Raw genomic sequence first — 25475 nt, forward strand, 5'->3', positions numbered from 1 at the left:
TCAGATTGAATTTCACCAAGTCGCAGGCGGCACCCGATGAATTAGGCGCCGCCCCTAGACCTTGAAGCGTGCTTAAGCAAGCTTCTCCTTGACCTCGGCCGCGACGTTTGCCGGGACCTCTTCATAGTGGCTGAACTGCATCGAATACTGGGCACGCCCCTGAGTGAACGAACGCAGCTCGTTAACGTAGCCAAACATGTTGGCCAACGGCACGTGTGCCTCGACAGCCTGAGCGTTGCCGCGCGTGTCGGTGCCCTGGATCTGGCCACGACGGCTGTTGAGATCGCCGATCACATCGCCGAGGTAATCCTCGGGAGTGACAACTTCGACCTTCATGACCGGCTCGAGCAGCTTGATACCCGCCCGTTCGGCCACTTCACGCATCGCACCACGGCCGCAGATTTCGAACGCAATCGCGGACGAATCGACGTCATGGTATGCACCGTCATACAGCTCGATGCTGAAATCGATGATCGGGAAGCCGACGAGATAGCCGCTGTTGGCCTGCTCGCGGAAACCCTTTTCGATCGCCGGAATGTATTCACGCGGAATGTTGCCGCCCTTGATGTTGTCATCAAAAACGACGCCCTGACCGCGCTCACCCGGAGTGACCTTGACCTTGACGCGGCCGAACTGGCCGGAGCCGCCCGACTGCTTCTTATGCGTGTAATCGACGTCGATCGGACGTGCCAGTGATTCGCGGTAAGCCACCTGCGGCGCACCGACATTGGCCTCAACCTTGAATTCGCGCTTCATGCGATCAACCAGGATATCGAGGTGAAGCTCGCCCATGCCCTTAATGATCGTCTGACCCGATTCGTGATCGGTCGCAACGCGGAAGCTGGGATCCTCGGCAGCCAGACGATTGAGCGCAACGCCCATCTTTTCCTGGTCGGCCTTGGTCTTGGGTTCCACCGACAGCTCGATCACCGGCTCGGGGAATTCCATCCGCTCAAGAATGATCGGCTTGGCCGTGTCACACAGCGTATCGCCGGTGGTGGTATCCTTCATGCCGGCCAGCGCAACGATGTCACCGGCAAAGGCTTCTTCGATGTCTTCGCGGTTGTTGGAATGCATCAGCAGCATACGGCCGATCTTTTCTTTCTTGTCCTTCACCGAATTCAGGACCTGGCCCTTGGCCAGCTTGCCCGAATAGATGCGGGTGAAGGTCAGCGAGCCCACGAACGGATCGTTCATGATCTTGAACGCCAGCGCGCTGAACGGCGCGTCATCGGTCGATGGACGCGTTTCTTCAACGTCGCTGTCGGGCAACACGCCCTTGATCGCTGGCACGTCGAGCGGGCTCGGCATGTAGTCGACAATCGCGTCGAGCAGGGGCTGGACGCCCTTGTTCTTGAACGCCGAACCGCACAGCACAGGAACGAATGACTGGTTCATCGTGCCTTTGCGGACGAGCATCTTCAGCGTCGCCGCGTCAGGCTCGTTACCTTCAAGGTACTGCTCCATGATGTCGTCGTCCTGCTCAACGGCAGTCTCGACCAGCATCTCGCGGTATTCTGCGGCCTTGTCGGCCATATCCGCAGGGATATCGACATAGTTGAAGTTGGCACCCAGCGCTTCGTCTTCCCATACGATACCGCGCATGTTTACCAGGTCGACAACCCCCTTCAGATCGGCTTCCGCGCCGATCGGAAGATACAGCACCAGCGGCTTCGCGCCGAGGCGGTCGACGATTGACTGCACGCAGTAATAGAAGTCGGCGCCGGTGCGGTCCAATTTGTTGATAAAGCACATACGCGGAACGCCGTATTTGTCGGCCTGGCGCCATACGGTTTCGGACTGGGGCTCTACGCCCGCGACGCCGTCAAAGACCGCGACCGCGCCGTCGAGCACGCGCAGGGAGCGTTCGACTTCGATGGTGAAGTCGACGTGCCCGGGGGTGTCGATGATGTTGATGCGGTGCTTGGGGCCTTCGCCGTCTTCGGCCTGCCAGAACGTGGTCGTGGCGGCTGACGTGATGGTGATCCCGCGCTCCTGCTCCTGCTCCATCCAGTCCATGGTCGCGGCGCCGTCATGGACTTCGCCGATCTTGTAGGACTTGCCGGTGTAGTAGAGGATGCGTTCGGTCGTGGTGGTCTTGCCGGCATCGATGTGGGCCATGATGCCGATATTGCGATAGCGCTCAAGCGGATACTCGCGGGCCATGTGGAATTCCTCAGGGTCGAAAAGGGGGCTCGGGGTCGAGCACTCCCCATATGGGGTTTGTCGTGACCGGTTAAAGACGGGCCGCCCCGCCCCTGCCTCGCCTCATGGCGCGCAGGAGCGGGAGCAGTCCATCTGTTACCAGCGGTAGTGCGAGAAGGCGCGGTTCGCGTCCGCCATGCGGTGCGTGTCTTCGCGCTTCTTGACCGCGTTACCGCGATTGTTGGCCGCATCCATCAGTTCCGACGACAGACGTGCTGCCATCGTGGTTTCAGGACGACCACGCGCGGCCGAGATCAGCCAGCGAATGGCCAGCGCCTGGGCACGCTCGGGACGAACTTCGACCGGCACCTGATAAGTGGCACCGCCGACGCGGCGCGAACGCACCTCGACCTGCGGCTTGATGTTTTCCAAAGCCGTATGGAACAGCTCGACCGGGTTCGCCTTGGCCTTCGTCTCGACAGTGTCGAGCGCGGTGTAGACGATACCTTCGGCAACAGCCTTGCGGCCATCATACATGAGGTTGTTCATGAACTTGGACAGGACCTGATCACCAAATTTCGGATCAGGCAGGATTTCCCGCTTCTCGGGACGACGACGACGTGACATTTTCTCGAACTCCTTCGGAGTGCGCCCCGACATCCGTCGGGGCTTGCGGCTCCGGCCCGCTCCCCCACCCGGCCACCCAAATGCTACCTCGCCAGGGGTAGCCGGGTGGCGCATCGGGCCGGAGCCGGGCTTACGCCGCGACTAAACCTTACTTCGGACGCTTGGCGCCGTATTTCGAACGGCTCTGCTTGCGGTCCTTCACACCCTGTGTGTCGAGCACGCCGCGCAGGACGTGGTAACGCACACCGGGAAGATCGCGCACACGCCCGCCGCGGATCAGCACAACGCTGTGCTCCTGCAGGTTGTGGCCTTCACCGGGGATGTAAGTGATCACTTCGCGCTGGTTGGTCAGGCGGACCTTGGCAACCTTGCGCAATGCGGAGTTCGGCTTCTTCGGGGTCGTCGTATAGACGCGGGTGCAAACGCCGCGCTTCTGCGGGTTGGCTTCCATGGCAGGGACCTTGGACTTGGCCTTCTGCGCAACGCGGCCCTTGCGGACCAGCTGGTTGATTGTCGGCATGAATTACTCACTTCACCGTTTGAATGGCGGCGACGTGTGGTTGCGGGCGGCGGGTCGGAGGATCGGGCGAGCACCGCACGGATGCTGCAAGAGCACCGGGGCAGTCTGTTCGCACGAGCCTGAAACACTCCGCCCGGCCGCACACGGCCACCGGGTTACTTTGACGGATGCCCCGAAGCGGTCAGCACCCCGCGGGGCACGATCGCTGCAATAGAAAAAAGCCTGATCGCAAATGCGGCAGGCTCCCGGGACATGACCGGCAATGTTCAGCTCTATTTGGCCGGGGTTGGAGCCGCGTGGGCGAATCCTACGTCCGGATGGCGGTGCGCTTAGCGGGGGACGGGGCGCGGGTCAAGCCGCGCCGCAATGCCCGCGCAGCCAATCGGCCAGTTCATCTTCGGCCAGATCGCCCGCTGCCAGCGCCTGCACGGTTGCAATCGCATCCGCTTCCGCAAAACGCAGCGGATACTCCGCAAGCCGAAGGAAAAGCCGTGCCGCGACCCAGGCCGTGCGCTTGTTGCCGTCCACGAACGGATGATTGCGCGCGATGCCGAAGGCATAGGCAGCCGCCAGCGCACACCGATCTTCCTCGCCATAATGCCACTGGTTGACCGGCCGCGCGAGCGCGCTCGCCATGGCGCCGGCGTCGCGCAGCCCTGCGGGCCCGCCGTGCTCGCCTAGCTGACGGTCATGCACCGCAAGAATAACCGGCTCGCCCAACCAGAGCGGTTCGCTACGGCCTGTGACCAGCTTGGGCACCTACTTGGCAAGTGCGCGCAGGATGCCGCGATCCTCGCGCATGATCTCCTCGGCCACTTCCAACGTCGCTGCGAAGTCCGGATCGTGCGCGGTGAGGCGAACCCCGTCAGGCGCCTCGGTCAGATACAGCGCATCGCCCAGCCCGACACGCATCCGGGCCAGCACCTCCTTGGGCAGCACGATTCCGGCGGAATTGCCGATGCGGGTTATCTTGAGCGTTGTGTTCATACGGGTGTTATAACGGTGGAGGTGGGGCGGTGCAATGGGATGTTGTTTTCGGGAATCAGCGCGGCGCGCCTTCGGGCAGACCAGCTTCTACTTGAACACAACGATAGCGCACCGGAGCCAACATGCCCTGATGGATACGACCGATTGCTTGCACTGCTTCGTTTCGACATTCCGCTTCGGAATTAAAAGGTTCTTCGACCAAATGTGTCGACCCAAATGTCCAAGGACCGTCCCAGTCCACTGCGTCTACTGGCGCCGCATAAATCATGAAAATTAAAACCCATTTCATAACCATTCCTAAACTTTAAAAAGGTTTACTTGCCTTAACATATGCATCACTTAATTTTCGTACACAGGCTATCCCAAGTGATAAAAGTCAAGGAGGCATAATAACTTGGACCTAAATTCATAATTATTTTAGCAAATTAAAGTCAAGATTTAACTTCTTGAAGTTCTTGCACTCGAGCCGCTATCGCGTCTGCATGTTGATAAATATCTACGGGTGTGGTGACAACGCGACGCTCCTCTTCATTCTTTCCTGTAAAGACGCCGAGATAACGAGCGGTTGAGCTATTAAAATGTAAGCGTGCAATCGGCTTGCGATTATTATCGTCTAACAACACAGCGCAATACGACTTTGCATCCCTCATTATTACCCTGTCAGGAGCCACAAATTTAGAGCAAATAGCACGTACGATATTGAAGCCATCAATCTCAACTTGCGTAGTTTCGATAGCGTCTGGCAATGGGCCACCTTGATTCGGCTCAGTTACATCCTGCCCATGCGACATCGCGTTTTCCAATCGCTCATTGATGCCTTCGCGGATCAGGCTGGAGATTGCTTGAACGATGACCGCTTGGAATCTTTGGCGTACCGGCTCTGTTAAGCGGCCATCATGCAACCGTGAGGCAAACAATCTAACAAATTCTTCTGATGGCTCCGAAAATTCCTTACGCAGTTCAGCGGAAACTTGGGAGTGGAGCTTTAGCGTTCCGGCCTGACTGACAATGCGATCAAGATCAAAATCGGCTCTTTGAAACGTACTAAGATGTTTTATGTCGGACTTACGGAATATCTCGAGATTGAACGTAAAGAATGGCTTCTCGTCCATCATGTTGGCGCGTTCGGAATCCGTGAAGAACTTATAAATTACGCCATTTGTTAGCAGCGCCACTCGCGCTGATGTAGCTGCAAAGTATCGAAAAAGCTGACTTGCGTGCTTAATTGATAGTTCGCTCGTGACTGGCTTACACTCAACTAAAATTGTCACCTCACCACCAACGCAAAGAGCGTAATCGACCTTTTCACCTTTTTTGGTGCCTACGTCGCAAGTGAACTCGGCCTTGACCTCAGATGGGTCAAAAATATCGTAGCCGAGCGCTCGCAGAAAGGGCAGGACAAGCGTCGTCTTAGCTGCTTCTTCAGTTTCTAAGATCTCGCGATGCTCACGCAACTTTGACTGCAGGTCAGTCATGCTTGCTTCTAGGTCCATATTTCCCTCCATTTGCCGATAATCTAGACGCACAGTCTTATCATGATCTTGCTTCGGAAAAAGGTCTATCTCTCGAAGATTTTGCGGATCACCCGCAGCACCGTAAAGACGTCGGCAATGCCGAACTGTATCACTTCGTCGAACTGGCCTCTGGGCTGATTAGTCTAGGTTGTCGGAGGAATGCGGGCTTTTAGGCTTCAGCTCAACTTCGCGCTCAAAAAGAACCATTTTCCTACACGCCTGCTTTCTGCAATCTGATCGCGGTCATGAGCGACCACGAAACACCCAGCAGCCCCTCCCTCACCCCCACCCGCGCGATTGCGCGGCAGGCGACTTCTGCGGTTGCCTATACTGCGCCCGAGCCGGAGGCGGACGATCCGCTGCTGGGTTTTGCGCCCTATCTCCACACCGCGCCGCGGCGCAATTCGATTACGCCCGATCTCCAGCGCCGCTTTGTCGCCACCCTCGCCGCCACCGGCATCGTCACCCAGGCGGCGCGCTCCATCGGCAAATCGCTGGAGGCGCTGTACAAGCTGCGCGCACGGCCCGGGGCGGAGGGGTTTGCCGCCGCCTGGGATGCCGCGCTGCGCCACGGGACCGAACGGCTGGAGGATTGCGCGCTGGAGCGGGCGCTGGGCGGCGGGTTCGACGATGATCCCGTCAGCGGCTGGGCCGGACGCGGCAACGGGTTGCTGATCTATCTTCTGGGCTTGCGCACTGCCTTCCGCGTGGACGAGCGTGCTATCGTGCCCGGACACCCGCTGTACGAGCGTATTCGCGGCGAGGTGCTGGCCGCAGCCGGCGTGATTACGCGCTGAGGAAATCCACCAGCGATCTGACCTTGCGCGTGCGCCATTGCGGCGTGGGGGCGACCAGCCAATAGGCGCGGCGGCCGGCGGCGGGGCCTTCCAGCGCATCGAGCCGGCCATCGTCCAGCGCATCGCGCACCAGCAGTTCGGGCAGCACCGCGCGGCCCAGCCCGGCCAGCGCGCTCGACAGCGCCTGACCCGCATTGCTGACCGCGATATGCGCCTCCGCCCCGTCGGGCAGCGGCACGCCCCAGTCGATCCAGCGATCGGGAGCGCCGCCGTGGGCGGCCGCGCGGGCCACCGTCATGCGGCTGGCGGGGGCGAGTTCCACGCCCTCCAGATCGCCCGGCCCGTCAACCAGCCGGATCGCGCAATCGAGGTTCGCCTCGGTAAAGTCGGCATTCTCGTCCGCCACGAAGGTAAAGCGCAGATCGGGCGAGGAGCTGGCAAATTCGGCCAGCCGCGGGGCCAGCCACTGCGCGTAGAATTCGCGCGGGGCGGCGATGGTGTAGCTGTCGCTGGCCTGCCCGGCCTGCATTGCGGCGACGCTTTCCTCGAACTTCAGGAAGCCTTCGCGCAGCGCGTCGAGCCCGGCATCGCCTTCCTCGGTCAGCTCCAGCCCCTTGCTGGTGCGGCGGAACAGCACGGTGCCCAGATGATCCTCCAGCGCGCGAATCTGCTGGCCCACGGCGGCGGGTGTCACCGCCAGCTCGTCCGCCGCGCGGGTAAAGCTGAGGTGCCGGGCAGCGGCGTCATAGACGCGCAGGGCGTTGAGGGGCAGGTGCGTACGCTTCATGGTGCACGCCTGTTAAGCAGTGCTGCATTGCAACACAAGCGGTCAGTCCGCCGGATTGTGCCGCTGGAGGAAATCCACCACCGCGATCAGCAGCTTTTCCTCATTCTCCTCGTCCGCAATCGAATGGCCATCATCCAGAGCCAGCGTCTCCAGCGTCTTGCGATTGCGCTCTGCCGCCTTGGTCATCACCTCGAACTGGCGGAACGGCACGCGCTTGTCCTTGCGGCCATGCGCCAGCAGCACCGGTCGGTCGAGCTGCCTGATCTTGGCCACCGGCGACACATCGCTGAGGTCGAAATTGCGCGTCTTGCCCCGGACGATCGGCTTCCACTTCTCGCGATAGAAACGGTTGCCGAGATAGTCCTTGTCATAGGCCAGCTGGCGGTCCCAATCGGTCACGCCAGCCCAGCTCGCCGCGCAGCGATAGATATCCGGGTTGCGGATCACCGCCCACAGCGCAGCATAGCCCCCATAACTGGCCCCGAAGATGCACACCCGCGCCGGATCGGCATGCCCCTGCGCCACGGCCCAGGCCACGGCATCATCCAGATCGTCCTGCATCCGCCGACCGATCTCGCCCTCGCCGCGATCCTCATAGGCTTTGCCGAACCCGCCTGATCCGCGGTAATTGGGCTGCACCACCGCATAGCCGCGATTGGCGAGCAATTGCACCCAGTCCTGATAGTCCAGCGTGTCGCGCACTCCGAACGGGCCGCCGTGGGGCATGATCACCAGCGGGAAATTGCCATCACCCCGCCCGCGCGGCAGCGTGAGATAACTGCGCATGGTGCCCCCGTCGCGCGTGGGCACGTCAAATGCCTGCCCCTTTGCCAGCAGCCGGAAATCGATTTTAGGCCGTAGATTGGCGAAGAAATCGAGGCGCTTTTCATTGGGGCTGTAAATATACAGGCCGCCTGGATCATCAGGCCCATCCTGCAGCACCAGCATCCGGCCCTGCTCGGCCACCGAGATAATGCGAACCTGACCAACCCCCAGAGCCGCCTCAAGATCTGCCTGCGCCCGCTGCATTTCCGGAGTGAACCAGATGCGCCGCGAGGAGTCTTCGGTAATCCCAGAACCGATCGCCTTGCCCGCCTTGTCGAAAACGACCTCTTCAGCATCCCAGCGCGGGTCTTCGAAAACGATCCGCCCCGGCTCGCCAGTCCGGTAATCCACTTCGCGCAACACCTTGCGGCCGTCATCGGTTTTGACGAAAGCATAGCCCAGATCGCTGCCCGGCCGGATACCAATGATATCCCACGCGTCCATCGCTGCTTCGTCTTTGGCCTTGAACTTGGTGACGCGGGTGAATTCCTGACCCGGACCGGAGCGATAGAATATCTCGACAGAGCCGCCGCCGGTAATCCCGATGCCCAGCCGCACGACCCCCGCGCTATCAGCGTACCATTCATCGATATCGCGATCTTTTTCCTGCACGATAATGCCGTTTTGCTCAGCATTGCCATCAAGCGGGAGGCGCCAGACGTCCTGTTGCCGCGATCCGTCATTGTTCAGCGACAGCAGCACATAACTGCCAGCCGGATCGGTATAAAGCAGGTCGTCGCCTTCCTGACCCTGCCGCGCCAACCCGACATAGCTCAGCGCGCCCGTGGCGACATCGACCACCAGCAACCGCGAGCTCTGCGCCCAATACAGCGCGGTCTTGTCTTCCCGAATTACCGAGAGCAGGATGCGGTTGTCGCCCGCCCATTTGAACCAGAGAAAATTGTCCGCGTCGGCAACTTCGACCGTACGCTCCAGCGCGCGGGTCGAGGCATCGTAAATTCGCACCAGCATTTTGCCATCGACGCTTTCGGTCATCGCCAGCCGCCGCCCGGTCTGGGACAATTTGGCCCCGCCAAGTTTGAGCTGAGAAGCGAAGGCTTTGACCGGGATTTCTGCAGGGCGGCCCTGCGCATCAATCGCGGGCGCGGGTTCCGGTGCTGCCTGCGCGATAACGGCTGTAGGTGCGGCCAGAGCCAGCGCAACAGAGGCGGCAGCGAAGCTGAACCTTGAACGAAAACGCGACATAAAACCCCCTGCGACAGGCAAAGTCTATGCGAATTGTGCCCTATGACAAGCGCTTATGCGCGCCGCCAATCAGGATGCAGTGGCAGGCGCCGCCAGCGGGAAGAACGGGATGCGCACTTCCAGCGGTGATCCGTCTTCGGCGTGGAAAGTGTAGAACCCCTCCATCGAACCATGCGGCGTATCCAGCGGACAGCCAGAGACATAATCATGGCTCTGCCCCGGCATCAGCACCGGCTGTTCGCCAACCACACCGTCACCTTCGATATGGCTGACCATGCCCGCACCATCGGTGATCCGCCAATGCCGCGTCATCAGCTGGACCCGCTCGTGCGAATGGTTTTCAATGCGGATATGATACACCCAGAACCACTTCCCCGCCTCCGGCTCCGACTGTTCGGGAAGGAAATTGGCCACGACCCGAACGGTTATCCCGTCGGTCATGGCGGCATGCTGGAAGAGTTCTGCAATCACCCCCCCAAAATAGCGCCTGATCCGCCCCCGACAAGGGCAGCGGGCCAGTTACCCTCTGTGGCGTGGCTCACTTACCTCACCGACGCCAAGCCCATATTCCTGAGTATAAATCCGTAGCCGATGGTTAACATCGGTTTACCGCGCTTCGACAGCAAGCCTTAGTATGGTGGTTTTAGTGTGAACACTGGAGCGAAAGGCCGGATTGTCTTTTGCAAAGCGGAGTGGGTCATGCTGTTTTCCTTTGTCCAGCGTCTGGTGTGCCAGACCAGTGGAGTCGGCCGGGTGCCCTTGGCGCTCGCTGCGCCTCTGGTAGCACTGCTGATCGTCTAACGCGCCGCAGCATTCAGACGCGGGCGAGTTCGTCCTCGATCTGGCTCAGGCGTTCCTTGCCGAAGAACATTTCATTACCGACGAACATTGTCGGAATGCCGAATGCACCGCGCACCACCGCGTGGGCGGTGTTGTCGGCCAAGACCTGTTTCACCGCCGGGTCCTGAGTGCGTTGGAGCAGCGCCGCCGCGTCGAAGCCCGCAGCGGTCAGTTCCGCAGCTACCATCTCAACATCGCCGCAGTCGATATTGCGCTCCCACACGGCGGGCAGCAGCGCCTCGACCAACCGGATCCGCTCGTCACCAGATACAGCCACCAGCAGCCGCTGGAGCAGGATTGAATTGAATGGCAGTGCGGGATGCACGCGGAACCGGTCCATGCCGTGCTTTTTCACGAAACGCTGGAATTCCAGCATCGCATATTCGACTTTGCCCTTCACCCCTGCGTCCCGCGTCATCGGCGGGGAATTGCCGGTAAGCTTGTGCATTCCGCCAAGAAACACCGGCGTCACCACCAGCGCGGCGCCCTGCCGCTGTGCGATATCGCGCAGGGGATAATATGCGAGATAGCCATTGGGCGCGGCGAGGTCGAAGATCAGTTCGACCGTGCGGTTCACAGCCCCGCAGCCTTTAGCGCGCGGACGAGGTCTTCCTTGACGTCCTCAATATCCTCCAGCCCCACATTGATCCGCAGCAGCCCCTCGGTCACGCCCATCGCGTCGCGGTCTTCCTGCGTCATGCCCGCGTGGGTGGTGCTGGCGGGATGGCACATCAGGCTGCGCGCATCGCCGATATTGTTCGAGATATCGACCAGTTCCAATGCGTCGAGCAGGGCAAAGGCCTGCGCACGGTCAGCCACTTCGAATGCGAAGATCGGGCCGAAGGCATCCATCTGGCTGGCCGCCAGTTCATGGCGCGGGTGGCTTGGCAGACCGGGGTGCAGGATGCGCGGGACGCGGGTTTCGATAAAGCGGCCCAGCGCCAGCGCATTTTCGCTCTGCCGGTGCGCGCGCAGACTCAGCGTCTCCAGCCCCTTGAGCACAACCCAGGCGTTGAAGGGCGAGATATTCGGCCCGGTGTTGCGCTGGAACGGCAGCAGCACTTCCTCGATCCATTGCTGCGATGCGCAGATCGCGCCGGCCAGCACACGGCCCTGCCCGTCCATCAGCTTGGTGGCGCTATAGGCCACCACGTCAGCACCAAATTCCATCGGGCGTTGCAGCGCCGCAGTGGCAAAGGCGTTGTCGACCACGCTGGTGATCCCGTGCGCCTTGGCCAGCCCGCAGACATGCGCCAGATCGACCACGTCGAGCGTGGGATTAGCGGGCGTCTCGAAAAAGAAGACTTTGGTGTTGGGGCGGATTGCGGCCTCCCACGCGGCGTCATCGGTGCTGTCGATCACGCTGCATTCGATCCCGAAGCGTGGCAACAGAGAATCGAGCAGCCAGCGGCACGAGCCAAACGCCGCGCGCGCGCCAACCACATGGTCGCCCGCTGACAACTGGCACAGCAACGCCGCCGTCATCGCCGCCATCCCGCTGGCCTGCGCCCGGCACGCCTCTGCGCCTTCCATCAGCGCGATGCGTTCCTCCAGCATTGCGACGGTGGGGTTCTGCAGGCGCGAATAGGTCATCCCCTCCGCCTCACCCGCAAAGCGCGCCGCGACAGTCGCGGCATCGTCATAGGTATAACCAGAGGACAGGAACAGCGCCTCGCTGGTCTCGCCATGTTCGCTGCGCCAGGTCCCCCCGCGCACAGCCTGCGTTGCGGGGCGCCAATGTGACGTGATCGAGCGGTCGGTTCCGGTGGTCTTTTTCATAGCGGGCGGTGTCTAGCAGCCACCCAAGTCGCCGCAAGCAAAGGCTGTTGTCAGCGCGCAAAGCCTCGCTTAGGCGATGGCGTGATGAGCCGCGCCCCCGACCAGCCCCGCGACCCCCTGGCCTGGTGCGCCATCATCGCACTGGCGTTCTGGCTGCTGGTGCTGGCCAATCTGGCGATCCCCACCGCGCCCTATTTCGACGAGGTGCATTATTTGCCCGCCGCGCGTGAGCTGTTGGCGATGGGGGATTACACCAATCGCGAACATCCGTTGCTGGGCAAGGAATTGCTGGCGGCGGGTATCGCGCTGCTGGGTGATAACAGCTGGGGGTGGCGGATATTCCCCTCGCTGGCGGGGGCATTGGCACTGTTCGCTGCGATGCGGGCGCTGTGGTTTTCCAGTTGCAGCCGGTTTGCCACACTGGCCTATGGCGTGCTGCTGGCGACCGGCTTTGCGCTGTTTGTCCATGCGCGGATCGCGATGCTCGATATTTTCATGGTCGCATTCCTGTGCGTAGCGGCGTGGCAGATGGCGGGCGCGATGCGCGAGCCGGAGACGGGGCGCTGGCGATTGGCGCTGACCGGCGCGGCGCTGGGGCTGGCGATGGCGGCCAAGTGGAATGCGATCCCGCTGGCGGTGCTGCCGGGGCTGGCGTTCCTGATGCTGCGCTGGCGCGCGGGTCGGCGGCGTTTGCTGCTGTCACGCCGCGGTGCGCCGGTGCCGGGGATCACTCTGGCAGAGGCTGCGCTGTGGCTGGGCGCGGTGCCATTGCTGGTTTACGCCGCCACTTTCATCCCGGCGTATTGCTTCGCCAATGGCGCGATCGAGGGGGGCCTGATCGCGCATCACCGCGAGATGCTGTCGCTGCAAACGCAGGTGCTGTCATCGCATCCCTATCAGTCAAGCTGGCCCGATTGGGTGATCAACTGGCGCGCAATCTGGTATCTTTACGAGCTGGTCGACGGGGCGCAGCGCGGAGTGATGCTGATCGGCAATCCGCTGACGATGCTGCTGGGATTGCCCGCGCTGTTCTGGTGTCTGTGGCAGGGCATGGTGCGGCGGCGCGCGGCGCATGGCGCGGTGGTGCTGCTGTATGCTGTCAGCCTGGGCTTCTGGATGGTCGCACCCAAATCTGTGCAGTTCTATTACCACTATTTCCTGCCCGGCATGGTGTTGCTCGCCGCCTTGGCATTGTCGATGGATGATCTGCGGGAGGCGGGATGGCGCAAGTCGGCACTGGCAGTGCTGGCGGCTAGCATGGTGTTGTTTGCAGGCTTCTATCCGATCCTCAGCGCCGCGCCGCTGGAAGGCGTCAACAGCTTCACATGGTGGACCTGGCTGATCAGCTGGCGGTGATTTCCCGCCGTGCCTATCGGCTTAGAACCGGCCCCAGACGAAGCGGCTGGACAGGGCGTAGTTCCACACCGAACCGATGACGATGCCGACCAATGCGGCCAGGATCGCGTGCAGGCCCCGGTCATGCAGCGTGGTGGCCACCGCGACATTGGCGAAGGCGCCAATCGAGCAGGCGGCGATGAAGCTGACCCAGCCCCAGAACACCTTGTCCGCCGTTTTCAGCCGCTTGTCACGGTAAGTCAGCCAATTGTTAAGCCAGAAATTGAAGCTCATCGCGCCAAAGGTCGCAATGGCCTGTGCCCATGAAAACCCTGCCGAAAAGGCCAGCATCAGAGCGTAGAGGATTGCCATGTGCACCACCACGCCCAGTGCGCCGACGGTAGCGAACAGGGCAAAACGGGTCGGGATGACGCGGCCAAAGCTCTTGTCATACAGCCCGGCGAGGAAATCGAAGGCAATCGCGCGGTCAAGCTTGGATTCGCCGGCGCGGCGGGCGGAAAAGTTCATGGGAAAGTCTTTCACCTTGAGCGGCTCTTCGGAGGTTGCCAGCAAATCGAGCAGGATCTTGAAGCCGATGCCGGACAGGCTGGGGACCAGTTTGCGCGCGGTGGCGGTGGGCAGCAGGAAAAACCCGCTCATCGGGTCGCTCAGCTCCACGCCGGTCAGCTTGCGGGCCAGCGCATTGGCGAGGCCGGACAGCTTCTCGCGGTCGGGACGGTTCCATTCGGCCATGCTGGCACCATCGGCAAAGCGGCTGGCAACCGCCACATCGGTTTCGCCCGATTTCACTGCGGCCAGCATATCGGCCAGCAGCTTGGGATCGTGCTGGTGATCGGCATCCATCACGGCGGCATAGGGTGCAGCGGTGGCGCAGAACCCTTCGATCGCGGCGCTGGCCAGCCCGCGGCGGCCGATCCGCTGGATCACGCGCACGCGGTTGTCAGTCAGCGACAGGCGGCGCGCTTCATCGGCGGTGCCATCGGCGGAATTGTCATCGACAATCAGCACCTCCCAGCCGTGAACGCCCAGCGCGCCTTCGATCCGTTCGACCAGCGGCGCCAGATTGTCGCGCTCGTTCAGCGTGGGCAGGATGATCGCCAGCTCAAGCGATTGCGCAACTGCGGGCCGGATGGCGGCAGGCGGGACAGAGGCGGGGGTCGGGTGAGTCATATCCATTGCATGACCCGGATATGGGGCAAAACTCAAGATATGGTTAGCAGCGTCCTAACAACGGCATCGCCGATTTCGCTGGTCGCGGCGCTGCCGCCAAGGTCCGCGCCGCGCACCTGCGTGGCAAGTGTCTTGGCAACTGCGCGTTCGATCCGCTCGGCCTCCGCCTCGCGCCCCAGCGAATGGCGCAGCAGCATTGCCAGACTGAGGATTGCGGCGACCGGATTGGACTTGCCCTGCCCGGCAATATTAGGCGCGCTGCCGTGGATGGGTTCATACAAGCCGAAGGTGCCGTATGCGGTCTGGCGCTCGCCCAGCGAAGCGCTGGCCAGCAGGCCGATCGACCCGACACAGGCGCTGGCCTGATCGGACAGGATATCACCAAACAGATTGCCGGTCAGGATTACATCAAAGCTGGCGGGTGCCCGCACCAACTGCATCGCGGCATTGTCGACATACATATGGTCGAGCGTGACATCGGGATATTCGGCGGCGATTTCGATCACAGTCTCGCGCCAGATGCGGCTGGTTTCCAGCACATTGGCCTTGTCGACACTGGTGACCCGGCCCCGGCGGCCTTGCGCGGCGCGAAAGGCCGTATGCGCGATGCGGCGTATTTCGGGGGCGGAATAGGCCATTTCGTCCCACCCCTCGCGCTCACCCGCCGCCGTCGTCCGCTCACCCTTGGCGCCGAAATAAACATCGCCGGTCAGTTCGCGCACCACCAGCAGGTCGATCCCGCTGGCCAGTTCCGGTCGCAGCGGGGACAAATGCTCCAGCCCCGCCCAGCCCGCTGCGGGCCGCAGATTGGCGAACAGTCCCAGCTGCTTGCGCAGCCCCAGAATTGCCTGTTCCGGACGGTGCTCGCGCGGCAAATCGTCGCATGAGGGGTCGCCCACTGCGCCGAACAAGACAGCATCCGCAGCGCGCGCCATTTCCAGCGTTTCGGCGGGCAGCGGCGTGCCGTGGCGCTGGTATGCAATCCCGCCGACATCGCCGCTGAACAGCGTCAGTCCGGGCAGCGCCAGCGCATCGAGCACCCGCACCGCCTGATCGGTTACTTCTGGGCCTATGCCATCACCGGGGAGTATCGCGATTTTCATCAAACCATCCTTGCGAGCCGTTCACGCAGCAGCGTGCGTGCGGCCATAACGTCGGCGCGGGTGTCGGCAAGCAGGTAGGCGGCGATCTGACTCTCCAACCGGTCGAGAATTTCGAGGCCCTGCTCAAGGCTGGCTATCGCGGGTCGCGGGCCGCCGCCATATCCCAGCTCGCGCAGCAGCAGCATTTCATAGCCCACCAGCCCCTCCACCCAGCCCCGCGCCGAAGGGGCCGCGCAGATCGCATCGAGCAACCCGCCCAGCGCACGATAGAGACTGGGATAGGCATTGCGTTCAGGCAGCGTGCTGGCGGTCAGCGCGCAGACCCAGCTGATGGCAGCCGACGCCAGCGGCTCGGACAGCCACGGCCCCCGGCTGGTGGTCAGTTCCAGCCGGGCATAGGGCAATTGGTTTTCGGATTTGGAGCGGATATCCGCCGCCACCAGATTGCCAGGGATCACCACCGGGCGCAGCTGCCGCCCGCGGCCGCCCGCGATATAGGCAGCGATCAGCCCAACCTCTTCGGTCAGCAGCCGCGCGATCACGGCAGTTTCGCCATGCGCACGCGCGGCGATCAGTATGGCGGGGGCGCGAAGCTGCATGGGGGCGATGGTTACCCGAATGCAGAGGCGTGTCGAGAGGATGCTATCAGCTTGCAGCCTGCTTCAGAGCATCTTTCGAGGCCTTCATTGCCAGACCCGGCGCTCGGCCCATTGTCCAGTTCGCCTGCATCCGGACCTCAGGATTGGGAGCACACCAGATTTCGCCAGTTTCATCGATGGCAGTAACCCAGATCAAATTGTGCTCCTGACCGTAATCGATAACGCCAAGCGCATAACCGTCTCCCTTGCCGAGCACATGGAGGGGGATCGGTGGATCAAGCTGGGTGAACATGGTTGCGACGCCTTTCGGCAATAGCAACGCTACAAAATTTGCGAAGGTTCCCGAACGGTCAGCCGCCGCCGATGCGCGCTTCGAGTGCGGCGATACGGTCGGCCAGCGCGTCATTGTCTTCGCGGGCCTTGCGGGCCATCGCCTTGACCGCGTCGAATTCCTCGCGGGTGACGAAATCCATTCCGCCAAAGGTCTCACGCGCGCGTTCACGCGCACTGTCGCGCGCCTCACGGGTCATTCCGGCGAGCGTGCCGGCAGCCGAATTGGCGAGCTTGACGAAATCGGCGATAAGCGGGTTCTGTGATTGCATCCCGCCCAGATGGGGCGGGAGGGAGATTTTGTCTAGGGCTTCTGCCTGATGCGGTGCTGGTCCGCCATTGCCCAGGCCGGATCAGCGCACTCAACCGCCGATCCGCACCCGTTCAACCGCTCCGGATGGATTGGCGCCATCGGCATCAGGGTTCAGTTCAAGGAATTGCCAGTTGAGTGCCGTCGCGAACAGGATCCACGCCAGATAGGGCACCAGCAGCATGCCCGCGACCGGACGCACTTTCCAAAACCGCATGATCGTGATCACCACGGCAATATCCAGCAGAATGATCACCGCCAGCGCGCCGGTCAGCTGATGCGCGGCGAAGAACACAGGCGTCCACGCCAGATTGAGCGCCATCTGCACCACGAAGGCCCAGATCGCCGCTTTGCGTCCGCGCGCGCCCCAGGCGGCGCAGACCATCGCCAGCGCGACGCCCATCATCAGGTAAAGGATCGACCAGACAATTCCGAAGGCGGCGGGCGGCGGATAGATACCCGGTTTCACCAGCGCATCGAACCACGGATTGCCCGGCCCGGAGCCGGCAACGCGGCCCGACAGGAAACCAAGCAGCATCACCAGCGGCACGATAAACAGCGCCCAACGAATGAAGCTCGCGCGCAATTGTCCGCGCGATGCCAGCATGTTCATGGAAAAACTCCCCGATTTCCCGATTCGCAACCGGACCCCTTGTGGCCGTGCGGCGGCTGGGGCGCAATCGCGCGCCGCCAATCCGTCCCGCAGCGGGGCGTCAGAAGCGCAGCATCACCTTGCGCGCCAGTGCGGGCGAGGCCGAATGCACCGCCTTGAGCAGCTTGACCATGCCCACATTCGCCTCGGTCCGGTCGTTCTCGATCGCGGCGATGATCTGGCGGGCGCATTCCTCGGGCGCCATCTTGCTGCCTGATCGCGCGGCGGTCATCTGCGTTGCCACCACCGGCGGCAGCGCCTCGATCACATGGACGCCAGTATCCGCCAATTGCGCACGGATGGCCTGCGTGTAGCTGCGCAGCGCGGCCTTGGTGGCGCAATAGACCGGCCCGCCCGCGCGCGGTGCGATGGCCAGTCCGCTGGTGACATTGACAATCGCCGCCTCGCCCCGCTGTTTCAACCGCGGGATCAGCCCTGCCATCAGCCGGATCGGAGTGTTGAGATTGGCATAGATGCAATCATCGGTCGCATCGGCATCGGGCACTGCCTCGCGAAAATCATGATCCACGCCCTGCCCGGCATTGTTAATCAGGATGTCGATGGGCCGGTCGCCCAAGGCATCAAGGATAGCCTGCGCACCGGCGGGGGAGGACAGATCGGCGGCAATCGCCTCGAACCCCTCGCCGCGCCGGGCTGCCAGCCCCTCGGCAGAGCGGCCCGTGACAATCACGGTTGCGCCCTTGGCTTTGAGCTGATGCGCCATCTGCTCGCCAATTCCTGCGGTGCCTCCGGTCAGGAGGACGGTCTTTCCTGAAATCTGCATTAGAGTTTCACGATCCCCCGTTCGGTCAGGCTGCGCGCCGTATCTTCCAGCGATTGCTCGGCGGGAATGAAGGTGAAGCCCAGCACGTCCTCGGAATGTTTGCCGGACACATCGCGCACCTTGCCAAGCTCGCCCTTGATCAGCTTCATTTCGGCCATGAACAGGCCCAGCACGCCAACCAGCCAGTCCGGCATCGCGCGGGTCGGGATCTTGCGCGAAAGTTCCGGCGCGCGGCGGCGCAAGGATGCGGCCATGTCGCGCATCCACAGAAAGCTTGCCGATGCCGGGAAACGTTCGCCCGCCACAGTGGCTGCCGGGGCTTCCAGCGCGAGCACGTGCATCTTTGCGACATCGCGCACATCGACCACGCCAATGCCCATATCGGGCAGCAGCGGGATCGATCCGTCGATCATCTTCTTGACGATTTCCACCGAGGTCGAAAGATCGCCGTCATAGACCGGGCCGAACACTGCCACCGGATTGATCGAACAGAACACCATGCCGGGCGCATTGTCCGCCACCCAGTCACGCGCCGCACGTTCGGCAATGGTCTTGCTCTTGATATAGGGCGGCGGATCGGCGGCCAGATTGGTCCAGTCGTTCTGGTCAAAATGCTCCTTGTCGCCGTGGCCATAGGCAATCGCGGCGGCAGAGCTGGTCTGGACAAAGCGCGTTACCCCCGCCTCATGAGCAAACCGCAGTGCGCGCAATGTGCCGTCGCGGGCCGGTACAATCAGATCGTTTTCGTCCCGGGGTGTCGCCATCGGAAAGGGCGAGGCGACATGCGCCACCGCATCACAGCCGGCAGTGGCCTGCGCCCAGCCAGCATCGGACAGCAGATCGGCAGAAAACACCTTGAGCCGCTCGCCCGCATCACTCCAGCGCGCGCGCAGCCGCGGCTCGCTCTTCGCCGCATCGCGCACGGTGGTGTGGACGCTCCAGCCGTCCGCCAACAGCTGATCGATAACCTCGCCGCCGATATAGCCCGTGCCGCCGGTTACCAATACTGTGCCTGTCATAATCCTGCTCCCACCATATGGCGGCAATGGGTAGGACAGGCGCAGCCTTACGGCAATGGAAGCAGTGCGCGCGGCCTAGCGCAGCAGCACCAGTTCTTCCGCCATTGTCGGATGGATCGCGACAGTCGCGTCGAAATCGGCCTTGCTCAGCCCGGCCTTCACCGCAACGGCAGCAGCCTGCATGATCTCCGGCGCTTCCGGCCCGATCATGTGAATGCCCACGATGCGGTCGTTATCGCCTTCGCAGACCATCTTGTAGAGCGAGCGTTCGTTACGGCCCGCCAGCACGTTTTTCATCGGGCGGAAGTCGGATTGATAGACCTTGATGCTGCCCAATTGTTCGCGCGCCTGGCTTTCGGTCAGGCCCACGGCGGCTATTGGCGGATGGCTGAACACCGCGCTGGGGATGCAATTGTGATCGACCGCCACCGGATCGCCCTTGCCAAAGATCATGTCGGCAAACGCCTGCCCTTCGCGGATGGCAACCGGGGTCAGCTGCACGCGGTCGGTACAATCGCCCACGGCATGGATGTGATCGATGCTGGTCTTGGAGAAGCGGTCGACGACAATTTCGCCCTTCTTGCCCAGCTCTACGCCCACCTTCTCCAGCCCCAGCCCTTCGGTGTTGGGAACACGGCCAGTGGCGAACAGCACGCAATCGACTTCCATATCGTCGTGATTGGTCATCGACACCTTGAGACAGCCGCTGTCAGTCTTCTCGATCCCACGAAACTCGGCGTGGAAGCGGAAATCGATGCCCTTTATCATGCTGATCTGCAGCAGCCGGTCGCGCAGTGCGTGGTCATAGGACCGCAGCAGCGTATCGGTGCGGTTGATGATCGTCACCTTGCTGCCAAATTCGTTGAAGATCCCGGCGAATTCATTGGCGATATAGCCGCCACCCGCGATCAGCACACGTTCCGGGATCGCGTCGAGATGGAACGCCTCATTGCTGGTGATGCCCATTTCGTGCCCGTCACAGCCGGGCACATGCGGGCGCGCGCCCACCGCGATCAGGATATGCTTCGCCGTTATGATCTTGCCGCTGGCCAGCGTGATTTCATGCGGGCCAGTCAGCTCGGCACGCTCGTCGAAAATCGTGACCTCATGGTTTTCCAGCGTTTCGGTATAGGCCTGGTTGAGCCGGTCGACATCGGCCAGCACATTGTCGCGCAAGGTGGTCCACTCGAACTGCGGTTTTTCGACGGTCCAGCCGAACTTGGCGCAATCTTCCAGATCCTCGGCAAAATGCGCGCCGTAAACCAGCATTTTCTTGGGCACGCAGCCACGGATCACGCAGGTGCCGCCGACACGGTATTCCTCGGCAATGGCGACTTTCGCGCCATGCGCGGCGGCCACGCGGGATGCGCGCACGCCGCCCGAACCCGCTCCGATCGTGAACAGGTCGTAATCATATTCGCCAGAGGTCTTGTCGGCCATGCGCGCGCTCCAAATAATGCGGGTTGCGCGCGATATGGCCCCAAGCATGGCGATTGCCAACCGTGTGGCATTAGCGATTTTTACACGCATCGCATGGTAAACAAATCGTCATGCGCGCGCTTACCGACCTGTTGCGAACCTATTGGGCCCAGATACCGCTATACATATACGTCGCACTGTGCGGCGCGCTGTGCCTGGCGCTGTGGAATGCCAAGGGCGTGGCTTATGACCACGAGCAAACGGTGGTCAGCTTCACCATGCTGTATGTCTTCGCCATCGTCATGTTTTTCATCGACATCGTGTGGCGACTGTATCGGGACCGGCCAGACCATCCGCTGCGCTGGGCGAAGGAACGTTATCTCTCGGCGCACCGTGCCAGGTTTCTGCTCCGCGGAATTCCTGCCATCACGATCTGCGTCGTGCTGATCCCGCTTTTCTCCAGCCTCAAGTCGATGATCCCGCTATTTGCCGTCTACGACTGGGATGCCACGTTCATCGCCGCGGATCGCGCGCTGTTTTTCGGAAGGGACGCCTGGCAGGTGCTGCAGCCCGTGCTGGGCTATCCTGCCGTGACCGCAGCGCTGGCGGTCAATTATCAGGTCTGGTTCCTGTTGCTTTATCCCGGCTGTATGTTTTTTGCATTCAGCGAGACGGTGTCGCCCGACCTGCAGCGCCGGTTTTTCCTGTCTTACGCGCTGGCCTGGACAGTGATCGGTGCCTTCATGGCGACTTCGCTGGCGAGCGTTGGCCCGGCATTTGCCGAACCGCTGACCGGGATCGACATTTTCCGCGACCAGATGGCTTATTTGCGCGCGGCAGATGCGCAAATTCCCATCATCACCCTCACTGTGCAAGATATGCTGCTGAACAGCTTCCATGATGATTATCGCGGTCTGGGCAGCGGCATCACTGCCATGCCGAGCATGCATATTGCCATCGCCACCCTGTTCTGGCTAGCGATGCGCGAAGTCGGCCCGCGCGCCGGGCGGGCCTTCTTCTGGTTCATGGTGGTGATCTGGGTAAGTTCGGTCCACCTTGCGTATCACTACGCGGTTGACGGGTTGGTCAGCTTCATTGCGGTGATGGCGATCTGGAAGGGCGTCCCCTTCGTTTTCGCCTGGTGGGACACAGTCCCGGCACCGCACGCCGTCCGGTTGCAGCCCGCCAGTTAGCTCAGCTTAGCGCCCGCCGCGATGACGGTTGCGGCCACCGCCGCCGCCCGATGAACGCTGGCCCTGACCGCCGTCAGACCGGCCCTGCCCGCCATCACCATCGCGGCGCGGTTGGCCCGCACGGCTGGAATGCTTCTTGTGCGGCGAAGGACGCTTGGAATCGCCGCGCGGCGTAACCTTGGGACGCGCCATCTTCTGCTTGTGCTCGCGCTTGGTCGGGCCAACGCCTTCGACCACGGCACGGAAATTGTCGGGCAGCGGCAGCCGCTCGAATTCCTCGCCGGTCAGCTTGCGGATATCCTTCAGATAAGCGCGCTCATCCTCGGCACAAAAGGCAATCGCGATGCCATCGGCACCCGCACGCGCGGTCCGTCCGATGCGGTGAACATATTGTTCGGGCACATTGGGCAGTTCGTAATTGATGACGTGGCTGACACCGGGGATGTCGATCCCGCGCGCGGCCACATCGGTGGCAATCAGCACGGGGGTTTTGGCCCGGCGGAATTCATCCAGCGCGCGTTCGCGCTGCGGCTGGCTCTTGTTGCCGTGGATCGCATTGGAGTGGACACCGACCTGAGCCAGCTTCTTCACCACCCGGTCACAGCCATGCTTGGTGCGCGCAAAAATCAGCACGCGTTCGATCTTGCCGGGGATCGGGTGACGCCCCTTCAAGATCATCTCGATCAGCGACTGCTTTTCGTCCTGCTGGACCATGATCAGATATTGGTCGACCCGTTCAGCAGTGGTGGCCGCCGGAGTGACCGAGACCTGAACCGGGTTTTTGCAATATTTGCCCACCAGCTCCTTGATCGCGGTTGGCATTGTGGCGCTGAAGAACAGCGTCTGGCGGTCGTCGGGGACCAGCTGGCTGATCTTGCGCAGCGCATGGATAAAGCCGAGGTCGAGCATCTGGTCCGCTTCGTCGAGGACGAGGATTTCCACGCCATCGAGGTTCAGCGCACGCTGGTCGATCAGATCGAGCAGGCGGCCCGGTGTCGCCACCAGAATATCGGTGCCGCGGTGCAGCTTGTTACGGTCCTTGCTGACGGAAGTACCGCCAACGATGGAGTGAACCTTGAGGCCCGCCATCGCGCCATAATCCTTGGCACTCTGGGCGATCTGGCCCGCCAGTTCGCGGGTCGGTGCCAGCACCAGCATACGGCAGGATTTGAACGGTGTCTGGTTATCGGCTTCGCGCAGTCGATCGATGCTGGGAAGCATGAACGCAGCGGTTTTGCCGGTGCCGGTCTGGGCAATGCCCATCAGGTCACGGCCAGACAGCACGGCGGGAATCGCCTGCTCCTGGATCGGTGTGGGTGATGTGTAGCCCTTCATGTCGAGCGCCTGAAGAACAGGCTGCGACAGACCAAGCTGGTCAAAAGTGGTAGTCATGTGAGTGAAACTCGCAAAATATGCGGCGCGCAGAGTCAAAGCTCGCGCGGCGCGGGAGGAATAACCGCCCGCGTGAAAAGGGAAGTCTGGGAAAAATCGACCGAGGCGCGGCCGGGGCGGAGGATGTAACTGTCCGCCTGTTCACGCTGCCAGGAGCCTCGATGGCTGCCATGTGGGCGCAAAGCGGCGGATTGTCAATTTTATTGTGCAGTGCAAAAACTTCGCGCTTCTCAATATCGGACTAAAAGTGTATCAAATGATAATTGCAGTACCATCTGGTGACTCTGCGACTGAGAGACATGTGCTCCCTGCTGATGTGAGGGTACAATGACCGAACGGCTTATAATCGCTTATATCCTGATCGCGGTGATCGTCATTGGCGGCGGCTTTGCCATTCACATGGCCCGCCGCAATTCCGTATCGCAGCAACGCCGCCGCGAAGAACACGCCTATTGGCAGCGCGAACGCCAAGCGAAAGCTGCGCGGGACAACGCCGAGGAATGCGGCCCTAACTGAGCCCCGCAGCGTCCAGCAAAGCCTCGGTGCTGGCATCGAAGCTCTGCCCGCCTTTCTCGATCTTGTTCGCCATTTCCTTGCCCAGCTCGACACCGAACTGGTCGAAGGGGTTGATCCCCATCAGCACGGCGCTGGCAAAGGTGCGGTGTTCATGAAACGCGATCAGCGCGCCCAGCGTGGCGGGATCGATATCATCGCACAGGATCGCGGCGCTGGGCCGGTCACCGGGGAAGCTGCGTGCCGGATCATTGCCTGACCCCATCTGCCCGCCCGCCATCAGCGCCGCGCCTTGCGCAAAACAATTGGTCAGCAGGATGCGGTGATGTGCAGGGTCCAGCATATCGCCGGGCGCGATGCTGGCGATAAAATCCACCGGGATCAGATGCGTCCCCTGATGCAGTAGCTGGAACACCGCATGTTGCGCATCGGTCCCCACCCCGCCCCAGGTGATCGGCGCGGTGGGTGCATCGACTTCCTCGCCCGCGGTCGTCACGCGCTTGCCATTGCTCTCCATCTCCAGCTGCTGGAGATAGTCGGGGAACAGCCCCAGCCGCTCGTCATAGGCAAACACGGCGCGCGTCTGGCAGCCGCGCACGCGGGCATAGTACAGATCGGCAAAAGCAGCGCGCAGCACCAGATTGTCTGCCATGTCGCTGTCACGGAAATGTTCGTCCACCGCCTTGGCCCCGGCCAGGAAGGCGCGGAAATCCTCCATTCCGGTAGCCATCGCGATCGGGAAACCGATTGATGACCAGATCGAATAGCGCCCACCCACACTTTCGGGGAACGGCAGCACGCGGGTTTCGTCCACGCCCCATTCGACCGCCTTGTCCGGCGCAGCGGTCAGCGCGATCACGCGGCCCGATGGATCGTCCACCCCGCTATCGGCCAGCCATTTCAGCGCGCTGGCGGCGTTGGTCATGGTTTCGATGGTGGTGAAGGTCTTGCTGGCCACCGCGATCAGCGTGGTGGCGGGATCGCATTTGTCGAACGCCGCCTCCAGCGCCACGCCATCGATGTTCGACACCACATGGACATCGCAATACTTAAATTCTCGGCTCAACGCATCGACGCCCAGCGCCGGGCCAAGCGCCGACCCGCCAATGCCGATGTGGATCAGATGATTGACCTCGCCCAGCGCGCCCTGATGGATCGCCTCAACCAGCATTCCCATCCGGTCGATCAGCGCGGCGGCTTCCTCGACCTTCGCCGCGTCACCCACGCCGCGCAGGGTGGCATGATCGGCGGCGCGGCCTTCGGTGATATTGACCACTTCGCCCGCGAACAGGCTGGCGCGCATGGCGGCGAAATCCATTGCCTCTGCCAGCTGCGAGAAGGTTTCCAGCAGACCACTGTCCAGATGGGTTTTCGACCAATCAAACAGGATCCCCCCGCCATCGGCTGCATCGCCCAGATCGATCCGGCCCGACAGGCTCTCCACCCGCCCGGCATCGGCAGCAAACAGCTGGGCCAGCGTCTGGCTCGGGCTGGCCGCAAGGCGGCTCCACAGGTCGGCGGTTTTGGTCACGGTCGAAAATCCTTTCGTGTCTGCATCCGCGCGACTAGTGACCGGGGCCATGATTGGGAACCCCGCAAATGGACGCC

General features: G+C 62.0%; 27 protein-coding genes. 4 read left to right on the forward strand and 23 right to left on the reverse strand.

Translation table 11 applies throughout. The features are described from left to right. Positions 1–72: 72 nt before the first annotated feature. The 7 genes from fusA to FEV51_RS03465 all read right to left on the reverse strand — a co-directional run bounded on the left by fusA (position 73) and on the right by FEV51_RS03465 (position 5754). Complete coding sequence (gene fusA, locus FEV51_RS03435; protein WP_138615884.1) at positions 73–2166, reverse strand: elongation factor G; 2094 nt, start codon at positions 2164–2166, stop codon at positions 73–75. A gap of 135 nt (positions 2167–2301) precedes the next feature. Continuing rightward, entirely contained in the window at positions 2302–2772 is a 471-nt protein-coding gene (gene rpsG, locus FEV51_RS03440) for a 30S ribosomal protein S7 (RefSeq protein ID WP_138615886.1), read from the reverse strand. 148 nt (positions 2773–2920) lie between these two features. After that, positions 2921–3292 carry a 30S ribosomal protein S12 gene (gene rpsL / locus FEV51_RS03445; RefSeq protein ID WP_138615888.1) on the reverse strand — a complete coding sequence of 124 codons (372 nt, stop codon included), beginning with the start codon at positions 3290–3292 and terminating at the stop codon, positions 2921–2923. A gap of 351 nt (positions 3293–3643) precedes the next feature. Continuing rightward, positions 3644–4012, reverse strand: a complete 369-nt coding sequence (locus tag FEV51_RS03450) for a type II toxin-antitoxin system death-on-curing family toxin (RefSeq protein ID WP_222927434.1) — start codon at positions 4010–4012, stop codon at positions 3644–3646. A 39-nt stretch (positions 4013–4051) separates the two neighbouring features. Further along, positions 4052–4279, reverse strand: a complete 228-nt coding sequence (locus FEV51_RS03455) for an AbrB/MazE/SpoVT family DNA-binding domain-containing protein (protein WP_138615890.1) — start codon at positions 4277–4279, stop codon at positions 4052–4054. Between the two features lie 55 nt (positions 4280–4334). Beyond that, on the reverse strand, positions 4335–4568 hold the full coding sequence (locus FEV51_RS03460; RefSeq protein ID WP_138615892.1) for a hypothetical protein: 234 nt from the start codon (positions 4566–4568) through the stop codon (positions 4335–4337). A gap of 142 nt (positions 4569–4710) precedes the next feature. Continuing rightward, positions 4711–5754, reverse strand: a complete 1044-nt coding sequence (locus tag FEV51_RS03465; RefSeq protein ID WP_246034414.1) for a type I restriction endonuclease — start codon at positions 5752–5754, stop codon at positions 4711–4713. A gap of 284 nt (positions 5755–6038) precedes the next feature. Between FEV51_RS03465 and FEV51_RS13295 the strand changes: the two genes are divergently transcribed. After that, complete coding sequence (locus tag FEV51_RS13295) at positions 6039–6590, forward strand: hypothetical protein (RefSeq protein ID WP_246034415.1); 552 nt, start codon at positions 6039–6041, stop codon at positions 6588–6590. Here FEV51_RS13295 and FEV51_RS03475 read toward each other — a convergent pair. From FEV51_RS03475 to FEV51_RS03495, 5 genes are all read right to left on the reverse strand, one after another. After that, a complete protein-coding gene (locus FEV51_RS03475) occupies positions 6580–7377 on the reverse strand; it encodes a LysR family transcriptional regulator (RefSeq protein WP_138615896.1) in 798 nt (265 codons plus the stop codon). The genes FEV51_RS13295 and FEV51_RS03475 overlap by 11 nt on opposite strands. 42 nt (positions 7378–7419) lie before the next feature. After that, entirely contained in the window at positions 7420–9408 is a 1989-nt protein-coding gene (locus FEV51_RS03480) for an alpha/beta hydrolase family protein (protein WP_138615897.1), read from the reverse strand. 69 nt (positions 9409–9477) lie between these two features. Further along, on the reverse strand, positions 9478–9876 hold the full coding sequence (gene apaG / locus FEV51_RS03485; protein WP_138616391.1) for a Co2+/Mg2+ efflux protein ApaG: 399 nt from the start codon (positions 9874–9876) through the stop codon (positions 9478–9480). Between the two features lie 346 nt (positions 9877–10222). Continuing rightward, the gene (locus tag FEV51_RS03490) at positions 10223–10825 is read right to left on the reverse strand and encodes a 2-hydroxychromene-2-carboxylate isomerase (protein ID WP_138615899.1); all 603 of its coding nucleotides are present in this window, start codon (positions 10823–10825) and stop codon (positions 10223–10225) included. Next, positions 10822–12027, reverse strand: coding sequence for a trans-sulfuration enzyme family protein (locus FEV51_RS03495; protein WP_138615901.1), 1206 nt, complete (start codon positions 12025–12027; stop codon positions 10822–10824). Before FEV51_RS03495 ends, FEV51_RS03490 begins: the two co-directional genes overlap by 4 nt. Positions 12028–12111: 84 nt before the next feature. On the opposite strand from FEV51_RS03495, the gene FEV51_RS03500 reads away from it, so the two are divergent. Beyond that, on the forward strand, positions 12112–13383 hold the full coding sequence (locus FEV51_RS03500; RefSeq protein ID WP_138615903.1) for a phospholipid carrier-dependent glycosyltransferase: 1272 nt from the start codon (positions 12112–12114) through the stop codon (positions 13381–13383). 21 nt (positions 13384–13404) lie between these two features. Here the strand turns inward: FEV51_RS03500 and FEV51_RS03505 are convergent, their stop codons facing one another. From FEV51_RS03505 to gorA, 9 genes are all read right to left on the reverse strand, one after another. Further along, positions 13405–14553 (reverse strand): glycosyltransferase family 2 protein, encoded by a 1149-nt coding sequence (locus FEV51_RS03505; RefSeq protein WP_171033021.1) that lies wholly within the window; start codon positions 14551–14553, stop codon positions 13405–13407. A gap of 32 nt (positions 14554–14585) precedes the next feature. After that, on the reverse strand, positions 14586–15656 hold the full coding sequence (gene leuB / locus FEV51_RS03510; protein ID WP_138615907.1) for a 3-isopropylmalate dehydrogenase: 1071 nt from the start codon (positions 15654–15656) through the stop codon (positions 14586–14588). After that, complete coding sequence (recO, locus tag FEV51_RS03515) at positions 15656–16255, reverse strand: DNA repair protein RecO (protein ID WP_138615909.1); 600 nt, start codon at positions 16253–16255, stop codon at positions 15656–15658. Before recO ends, leuB begins: the two co-directional genes overlap by 1 nt. Positions 16256–16301: 46 nt before the next feature. Continuing rightward, entirely contained in the window at positions 16302–16547 is a 246-nt protein-coding gene (locus FEV51_RS03520; RefSeq protein ID WP_138615912.1) for a hypothetical protein, read from the reverse strand. A gap of 58 nt (positions 16548–16605) precedes the next feature. Then, complete coding sequence (locus tag FEV51_RS03525) at positions 16606–16857, reverse strand: accessory factor UbiK family protein (protein WP_138615914.1); 252 nt, start codon at positions 16855–16857, stop codon at positions 16606–16608. Positions 16858–16947: 90 nt separating this feature from the next. Continuing rightward, positions 16948–17508 carry a TspO/MBR family protein gene (locus tag FEV51_RS03530; protein ID WP_138615916.1) on the reverse strand — a complete coding sequence of 187 codons (561 nt, stop codon included), beginning with the start codon at positions 17506–17508 and terminating at the stop codon, positions 16948–16950. Positions 17509–17608: 100 nt separating this feature from the next. Continuing rightward, positions 17609–18331, reverse strand: coding sequence for an SDR family oxidoreductase (locus FEV51_RS03535; protein WP_138615918.1), 723 nt, complete (start codon positions 18329–18331; stop codon positions 17609–17611). Further along, complete coding sequence (locus tag FEV51_RS03540; RefSeq protein WP_138615920.1) at positions 18331–19350, reverse strand: SDR family oxidoreductase; 1020 nt, start codon at positions 19348–19350, stop codon at positions 18331–18333. The genes FEV51_RS03535 and FEV51_RS03540 overlap by 1 nt, the downstream gene beginning before the upstream one ends. 75 nt (positions 19351–19425) lie before the next feature. Continuing rightward, the gene (gene gorA / locus FEV51_RS03545) at positions 19426–20790 is read right to left on the reverse strand and encodes a glutathione-disulfide reductase (RefSeq protein WP_138615922.1); all 1365 of its coding nucleotides are present in this window, start codon (positions 20788–20790) and stop codon (positions 19426–19428) included. Positions 20791–20900: 110 nt separating this feature from the next. On the opposite strand from gorA, the gene FEV51_RS03550 reads away from it, so the two are divergent. Then, positions 20901–21962, forward strand: coding sequence for a phosphatase PAP2 family protein (locus tag FEV51_RS03550; protein WP_138615924.1), 1062 nt, complete (start codon positions 20901–20903; stop codon positions 21960–21962). Positions 21963–21968: 6 nt separating this feature from the next. Here FEV51_RS03550 and FEV51_RS03555 read toward each other — a convergent pair whose 3' ends face one another. Then, on the reverse strand, positions 21969–23354 hold the full coding sequence (locus FEV51_RS03555) for a DEAD/DEAH box helicase (protein WP_138615926.1): 1386 nt from the start codon (positions 23352–23354) through the stop codon (positions 21969–21971). 327 nt (positions 23355–23681) lie between these two features. Here FEV51_RS03555 and FEV51_RS03560 point away from each other — a divergent pair, with 327 nt between their 5' ends. Further along, positions 23682–23870: a hypothetical protein gene (locus tag FEV51_RS03560; protein ID WP_138615928.1), complete on the forward strand. Its 189-nt coding sequence runs from the start codon at positions 23682–23684 to the stop codon at positions 23868–23870. On the opposite strand, the gene pgi is transcribed toward FEV51_RS03560, so the two are convergent. Next, positions 23863–25449: a glucose-6-phosphate isomerase gene (pgi, locus tag FEV51_RS03565; protein ID WP_138615930.1), complete on the reverse strand. Its 1587-nt coding sequence runs from the start codon at positions 25447–25449 to the stop codon at positions 23863–23865. The two genes, FEV51_RS03560 and pgi, sit on opposite strands and share 8 nt — an antisense overlap. Positions 25450–25475: the final 26 nt, after the last annotated feature.

The organism is Qipengyuania marisflavi (assembly GCF_005884405.1).
Taxonomy (GTDB): domain Bacteria; phylum Pseudomonadota; class Alphaproteobacteria; order Sphingomonadales; family Sphingomonadaceae; genus Qipengyuania; species Qipengyuania marisflavi.

What these genes read in the sequence shown, in the direction of transcription:
- FEV51_RS03520 (WP_138615912.1), bottom strand. Translation starts at nt 16,547, where the DNA reads ATGTTCACCCAGCTTGATCCACCGATCCCCCTCCATGTGCTCGGCAAG.
- FEV51_RS03480 (WP_138615897.1), bottom strand. Translation starts at nt 9,408, where the DNA reads ATGTCGCGTTTTCGTTCAAGGTTCAGCTTCGCTGCCGCCTCTGTTGCG.
- pgi (WP_138615930.1), bottom strand. Translation starts at nt 25,449, where the DNA reads ATGGCCCCGGTCACTAGTCGCGCGGATGCAGACACGAAAGGATTTTCG.
- rpsL (WP_138615888.1), bottom strand. Translation starts at nt 3,292, where the DNA reads ATGCCGACAATCAACCAGCTGGTCCGCAAGGGCCGCGTTGCGCAGAAG.
- FEV51_RS03540 (WP_138615920.1), bottom strand. Translation starts at nt 19,350, where the DNA reads ATGACAGGCACAGTATTGGTAACCGGCGGCACGGGCTATATCGGCGGC.
- FEV51_RS03500 (WP_138615903.1), top strand. Translation starts at nt 12,112, where the DNA reads ATGAGCCGCGCCCCCGACCAGCCCCGCGACCCCCTGGCCTGGTGCGCC.
- FEV51_RS03475 (WP_138615896.1), bottom strand. Translation starts at nt 7,377, where the DNA reads ATGAAGCGTACGCACCTGCCCCTCAACGCCCTGCGCGTCTATGACGCC.
- FEV51_RS03525 (WP_138615914.1), bottom strand. Translation starts at nt 16,857, where the DNA reads ATGCAATCACAGAACCCGCTTATCGCCGATTTCGTCAAGCTCGCCAAT.
- FEV51_RS03535 (WP_138615918.1), bottom strand. Translation starts at nt 18,331, where the DNA reads ATGCAGATTTCAGGAAAGACCGTCCTCCTGACCGGAGGCACCGCAGGA.
- gorA (WP_138615922.1), bottom strand. Translation starts at nt 20,790, where the DNA reads ATGGCCGACAAGACCTCTGGCGAATATGATTACGACCTGTTCACGATC.
- FEV51_RS03555 (WP_138615926.1), bottom strand. Translation starts at nt 23,354, where the DNA reads ATGACTACCACTTTTGACCAGCTTGGTCTGTCGCAGCCTGTTCTTCAG.
- FEV51_RS03560 (WP_138615928.1), top strand. Translation starts at nt 23,682, where the DNA reads ATGACCGAACGGCTTATAATCGCTTATATCCTGATCGCGGTGATCGTC.
- FEV51_RS03460 (WP_138615892.1), bottom strand. Translation starts at nt 4,568, where the DNA reads ATGAAATGGGTTTTAATTTTCATGATTTATGCGGCGCCAGTAGACGCA.
- recO (WP_138615909.1), bottom strand. Translation starts at nt 16,255, where the DNA reads ATGCAGCTTCGCGCCCCCGCCATACTGATCGCCGCGCGTGCGCATGGC.
- FEV51_RS13295 (WP_246034415.1), top strand. Translation starts at nt 6,039, where the DNA reads ATGAGCGACCACGAAACACCCAGCAGCCCCTCCCTCACCCCCACCCGC.
- FEV51_RS03495 (WP_138615901.1), bottom strand. Translation starts at nt 12,027, where the DNA reads ATGAAAAAGACCACCGGAACCGACCGCTCGATCACGTCACATTGGCGC.
- FEV51_RS03465 (WP_246034414.1), bottom strand. Translation starts at nt 5,754, where the DNA reads ATGACTGACCTGCAGTCAAAGTTGCGTGAGCATCGCGAGATCTTAGAA.
- rpsG (WP_138615886.1), bottom strand. Translation starts at nt 2,772, where the DNA reads ATGTCACGTCGTCGTCGTCCCGAGAAGCGGGAAATCCTGCCTGATCCG.
- FEV51_RS03550 (WP_138615924.1), top strand. Translation starts at nt 20,901, where the DNA reads ATGCGCGCGCTTACCGACCTGTTGCGAACCTATTGGGCCCAGATACCG.
- fusA (WP_138615884.1), bottom strand. Translation starts at nt 2,166, where the DNA reads ATGGCCCGCGAGTATCCGCTTGAGCGCTATCGCAATATCGGCATCATG.
- FEV51_RS03455 (WP_138615890.1), bottom strand. Translation starts at nt 4,279, where the DNA reads ATGAACACAACGCTCAAGATAACCCGCATCGGCAATTCCGCCGGAATC.
- leuB (WP_138615907.1), bottom strand. Translation starts at nt 15,656, where the DNA reads ATGAAAATCGCGATACTCCCCGGTGATGGCATAGGCCCAGAAGTAACC.
- FEV51_RS03505 (WP_171033021.1), bottom strand. Translation starts at nt 14,553, where the DNA reads ATGACTCACCCGACCCCCGCCTCTGTCCCGCCTGCCGCCATCCGGCCC.
- FEV51_RS03530 (WP_138615916.1), bottom strand. Translation starts at nt 17,508, where the DNA reads ATGAACATGCTGGCATCGCGCGGACAATTGCGCGCGAGCTTCATTCGT.